Below are 4,799 nucleotides of genomic sequence, written 5' to 3'. Positions count from 1 at the left end.
GCCCGGGACGGCCGTGTCCCGGACACCGGGCCCGTACCGCGCACGCGGTGCGTTCTTCTCCTCCGGGGCGCTGGTGGGGGCACCCCCGGGCGAAGCCTGGGGGAGAAGAACGCTCATACGGACCCGGTCCCGCGCCGCACCGGCTACCAGGCCACCGGCAGGCTCACGATCCCGTTGGTGAGCCGGTCCTGGTGCCACCGGAGCTCCGAGGGGTCCACCGCCAGCCGCAGCCCCGGGAAGCGCCGCAGCAGACGGGCGAGGACCACCTCCACCTCGATCCGCGCCAACGCCGCGCCCAGGCAGGCGTGCGGACCGTGGCCGAAGGCGATATGGCCCGCCGGTTCCCGGTGGATGTCGAACCGGTCGGGGTCGGTGAACCGGGCCGTGTCGCGGTTGCCGTGGTACGGCAGCGGCATCACGCCCTCGCCCTCGCGTATCCGCACCCCGCCCAGCTCCAGATCGCCCCGGGCCATCAGGATCAGGAAGAAGATGCCGACGGGTTGGAAGCGCAGGATCTCCTCCACCGCCGTGCGCATCAGGGCGGGATCGGCGCGCAGCGCCGCGAGCTGTCCGGGGTGCTGGAGCAGCCGCAGCACCCCGCCCGCGATCAGGCCCACCGTGGTCTCGTAGCCGCCGATGATGATGGTCTGCGCCATCTGGACGATCTCGATGTCGGAGAGGCGGTCCCCGCCCTCCTCGGCGGTCAGCCAGCCGCTGAGGACGTCATCGCCGGGGTGGGCCCGCCGCTCGCGCACCAGCGCGCCGAGATAGCCCTGGAGTTCCGCGCGGGCCGCGTCCAGTTCGTCCGCGCTGACCCCGACGACGGTGACGATGGTGGTGGCCCACCGGGCGAACCGGTCGCGGTCCTCCGCCGGGACGCCGAACAGTTCCGTGATCACCGTCATCGGCAGCGGATAGGTGAGGTTCCCGACCAAGTCGGCTCCGGGGCCGAGCGCTTCGAGCCGGTCGAGCAGACCGTCGGTCAGCTCCTGGACCCGGTCCCGGATGCCGGAGACCCGGCGCGGGGTGAACGGCCGGGCCGCCAGCTTGCGCAGCTGGGTATGGGCCGCGCCGTCCATCTGGAGGGTGCGGCGGCCGGGGCGGTAGCCGCCGATGGGGCCCGCGCTGCCGACCTGGGGGTCTCCGGTCGTCACATCGCGGGAGAGCAGCGGATGGGACAGGGCCCGCTTCACCTCGTCATAGCCGGTGACCAGCCAGACCGGATCCCCGCTGGGGAGCCGCACCCGCGTGACGGGGTCCTTCGGGACGGGCAGGGGGTCTCCGGTGAAGGGGTGGGCGGGGTAGCGGGGGATCGTCTCCTGCATGGAGTCTCCTTCTCCTCACTCCGGAGGCACGGTCCGCGCGCCGGGGGAGTTCAGACCCGCGCGCGAACTGGCGCACCCGGCCCTGGAGAACGGCCGGACCTCCCCATGAGCCTCCGTCCAGGTCCAACCGGTCAGACCCGGACGATCGCCGCCAACCCGGCGCCCGGCCCGTGTCCGGGGCACGGGCGGCGCCGTACCGTGATCGCAGCGGAGGCTGAGGAGGCGACCGGTGCGTGTGTGGACCACCCTCATCGACGGTGAGACCGTGGAACTGCCGATGACGATCGCGGGCGTACGGGCCCGGCTGCCGGAGTCGGAGTACGCGGAGTTCGACGCCGAGATGGCCCGGACCCCGGGCCCGCGGATCGCGCAGATCCTCGCCACCTGGGCGCTTCCGGCGGTGGCGTGGGAGCGGATCGACCCCGCCGTCCGGCGGCTGAAGGCCGGGGAGTACGTGGGGGAGCCCGCCGACGAGCGGGCGGTGGGTCCCACGGGCCTGGCCCGGGTGCGCTACACGGAGCAGGTGCGCAGCACGCTGGACCGGATGCCCGCGCCGGAGCGGGCGGAGGCCGAGACGGCCATCGGCGCGCTCGCCCACGACCCGGACGGATACGGGTCGGCGCGCAGCGGCGGCCAGGACGACCGGCGGTCGGTGACGGTGGCGGGATGTGTCCTCGTCTACTACGTGAGCCGCGCCGACTCCGTGATCACCGTGCTGCATATCGTCGTCTGACCGCCGCGGTGGCCCGCCCGTGGGGGGCGGGCCACACCGGGTCAGGACAGGGACAGGGTGAGCGGGCCCTGTCCTGACCCGGCCGGGCGGACGGGCGGGAGCAGCGACGAGGGGACCCGGAAGACCCGGCCGGGCGCCGCGGGCCACGGCAGCGTCCGGCGCGCGACCACCCGCCCCTCCTGGCGCACCGTCACCCGGGGCAGCCGGACATAGCGGTCGCTCCAGAGCAGCAGCCGCCCCCTCGGCGGAGCCGGATCCCCCGGCCGCAGCAGCCCCGGCGCCACCCAGCGCAACCCGTCCCCGGCCAGCAGCCGCACCCCGGGCGCCGGGTCGTCCGGTGAGATCAGCCAGGACAGCACCTGGTCGGCGGCGTGCCGACCGTCGAGGGCGGCGATATCGGCGGTGTCCACCGGGTGGAGCAGATTGCCCGCCGCGAAGACCCCGGGACGGCTGGTGCGCAGCGCGGTGTCGACCAGCGGGCCCCGGGTGTCGGGCGCCAGATCGAGCCCGCCGGTCCGCACGAGTTCATGGTCGGGGATCCAGTCGCCGGTGAAGACCACGGTGTCGCAGTCGACGGTGCGGCGCGCGCCCGTGTCCAGGTGCTCGATCTCCACCGCCCGCACCCGGGGCGAGCCGATCACCCGCACCACCCGGGCCCGGTTGGCCACCGGGACACCGAGGACGGTCCGGCCGCAGAGCGTGAACGCCGAATACGCCTCCGTACGCGCGTACTCACTGGTCATCAGCGCGACCTCGCACCCCGCCTCACGCAGCGTCAGCACGGCCGACCAGCTCACCAGCTCCCCGCCGACGACGACGGCGCGGCGGCCCACCCGGGCGCCGTGCAGATGGACGGCGTTCTGGAGCTGGCCGGTGGTGTAGACGCCCGCGGGGCGGTCGCCGGGGATTCGGCGGGCGGCGCGCGGGCGCTCCCGGGCCCCGGTGGCCAGCAGGACCGCGCGGGCCTCGACCCGCAACCGGCCCTCGGGGCTGGTGACCTCGACGGAGCGCGGCCCGGCCCAGTGGGTGACCATGGCCCGGGTACGGATCTCCACCCCCGCCCGTGTGGCGTCCCGTACCAGCCTGCGGGCATAGGCGGGGCCGGTCATGACCCGGCGCAGATCGCGCAGGCCGTACCCGGTGTGATCGCTGTGGCGGGGAACGCCTCCGGCGGCGGCCTCCCGCTCCAGGACGAGTACCTGGCCACCGAGCCGGGGCGCCAGCCGGGCGGCGGCGGACAGCCCGGCCGGGCCGCCGCCGATGATGAGGACGTCGGGGGTGAGGGTGGTGCCCACCCGGGTCGTCCGCTGCGTGATGGTCATCGGGAGGTCACCTCGTGGCACGGGCGGGGGCGGGTGGCGGCGAGGCCGGAGTGCTCGCCCAGCAGGCGCTCCACGGCGGGACCGCAGAAGAACCCCTGACAGCGGCCGTTCATCGCCCGGGTACGGCGGCGCAGCCCCTCCAGGGTGCGGGCGGGCAGGTCGGCCGTGGCGGCGTCCCGGATCTCCCCGGCCGTCACCCGCTCACAGAAGCAGACGATCTCCCCGTACGCGGGATCCCGGGCGATCCGCTCCGGGTCCTGATAGGGCCGTACGCCCGCCTCCCCGATGTGGGGCATACACGGCGGCGGGGGCAGCTCCTCCCGTACGGTCAGGGTGAGCCCGGAGCCGGCCAGCAGCTCCCGTACGTACTCGGCGATGGCCATCCCCGCCGTCAGCCCGGTGGAGCGGATCCCGCCGACCAGCAGATAGCGCTGGGCGGGGTCGGCCTCGATCAGATAGTCCGGGTGGTCGATGGCCGCGCGCAGTCCCGCGTAGGAGGCGGTGACCTCCTCCTCCAGCAGCCGGGGCATCAGCCGTCCGCCCTTGTCCAGCAGGAAGGCGAAGCCGTCCGCTGAGGTGCCGGTGGCGCTCCGGTCGGTCAGGTCCTCGGAGGTGGGGCCCAGCATCACGTTGCCGTACACGGTGGGGGAGATCAGCACGCCCTTCCCCCGTGAGCTGGGCACCGGCAGCACGATCCGGTCGGCCAGCGGGCGGGCCAGCTTGTCGAAGACGAACAGTTCGCCCCGGCGCGGGGTGACGGTGAACCGCTCATGGCCGAAGAGGGCGTCAAGCCGGTCCGCGCCCAGCCCGGCCGCGTTGACCACCCAGCGGGCGGCGACCTCGCCGCCCGTGGTGCTCAGGGTGGTCAGGTCGGGGCCCACGCTGACGCCGGTGACGGCGTGCTCCAGCAGGATCTCCGTGCCGCGCCGCTTCGCGTCCGTCGCCAGCGCCAGATTGGTGGTCCAGGTGCAGATGATGGACTCGCCGGGCACGGTCAGCCCGCCGAGCGCGCCCTCGCCGAGGGCGGGCAGCATCGCGTAGACCTCGTCGGCGCCGACCAGCTCGCACCGGTGGTAGCCGTTGGCCTCGGCCTTCTCCCGCAGCCGGGGCAGGGCCGCCAGTTCCTCGTCGTTCCAGGCGACGAGGACGGCCCCGGTCTCCTCGACCGGGATCCCCGTCTCCTTCGCGTACCCGGACAGCAGCGCGTAGCCCCGGGCCACCAGCCGGGACTCCAGGGTGCCCGGGGTGGCGTCGAAACCGGTGTGCAGGATCGCCGTGTTGGCCTTGCTGGTGCCGTCGCCGACGTCCTCGCGGGCCTCCACCAGCGCCACGGAGAGCCGGTGCCCGGCCAGCTCGCGGGCGATGGCGGAGCCGACCAGACCGCCGCCGACCACCACGACGTCATAGACGCCGTGGTGG

General features: G+C 74.5%; 4 protein-coding genes. 1 reads left to right on the top strand and 3 read right to left on the bottom strand.

Annotated features, from left to right (window positions below):
* Positions 1-143: 143 nt before the first annotated feature.
* On the bottom strand, positions 144-1,325 hold the full coding sequence (locus tag ACFVIM_RS32940; protein ID WP_384309395.1) for a cytochrome P450: 1,182 nt from the start codon (positions 1,323-1,325) through the stop codon (positions 144-146).
* 229 nt (positions 1,326-1,554) lie between these two features.
* On the opposite strand from ACFVIM_RS32940, the gene ACFVIM_RS32935 reads away from it, so the two are divergent.
* Complete coding sequence (locus ACFVIM_RS32935) at positions 1,555-2,058, top strand: type II toxin-antitoxin system RelE/ParE family toxin (RefSeq protein WP_384309392.1); 504 nt, start codon at positions 1,555-1,557, stop codon at positions 2,056-2,058.
* A 41-nt stretch (positions 2,059-2,099) separates the two neighbouring features.
* Here the strand turns inward: ACFVIM_RS32935 and ACFVIM_RS32930 are convergent, their stop codons facing one another.
* Both ACFVIM_RS32930 and ACFVIM_RS32925 read right to left on the bottom strand, forming a co-directional pair.
* The gene (locus ACFVIM_RS32930; RefSeq protein ID WP_384309389.1) at positions 2,100-3,380 is read right to left on the bottom strand and encodes an NAD(P)/FAD-dependent oxidoreductase; all 1,281 of its coding nucleotides are present in this window, start codon (positions 3,378-3,380) and stop codon (positions 2,100-2,102) included.
* On the bottom strand, positions 3,377-4,799 hold a 1,423-nt coding region (locus tag ACFVIM_RS32925; RefSeq protein ID WP_384309387.1), incomplete at its 5' end, for an NAD(P)/FAD-dependent oxidoreductase. The genes ACFVIM_RS32930 and ACFVIM_RS32925, both read right to left, overlap by 4 nt.

The organism is Streptomyces sp. NPDC057638, assembly GCF_042800315.1.
Classification (GTDB): Bacteria; Actinomycetota; Actinomycetes; order Streptomycetales; family Streptomycetaceae; genus Streptomyces.
The sequence above is the reverse complement of the archived record's forward strand: the minus strand, read 5'-3'. Positions and strand labels throughout refer to the sequence as shown.

Bases quoted from the DNA above. Each gene is read 5' to 3' on its own strand.
- ACFVIM_RS32940 (WP_384309395.1), bottom strand. From the start codon at position 1,325: ATGCAGGAGACGATCCCCCGCTACCCCGCCCACCCCTTCACCGGAGAC.
- ACFVIM_RS32930 (WP_384309389.1), bottom strand. From the start codon at position 3,380: ATGACCATCACGCAGCGGACGACCCGGGTGGGCACCACCCTCACCCCC.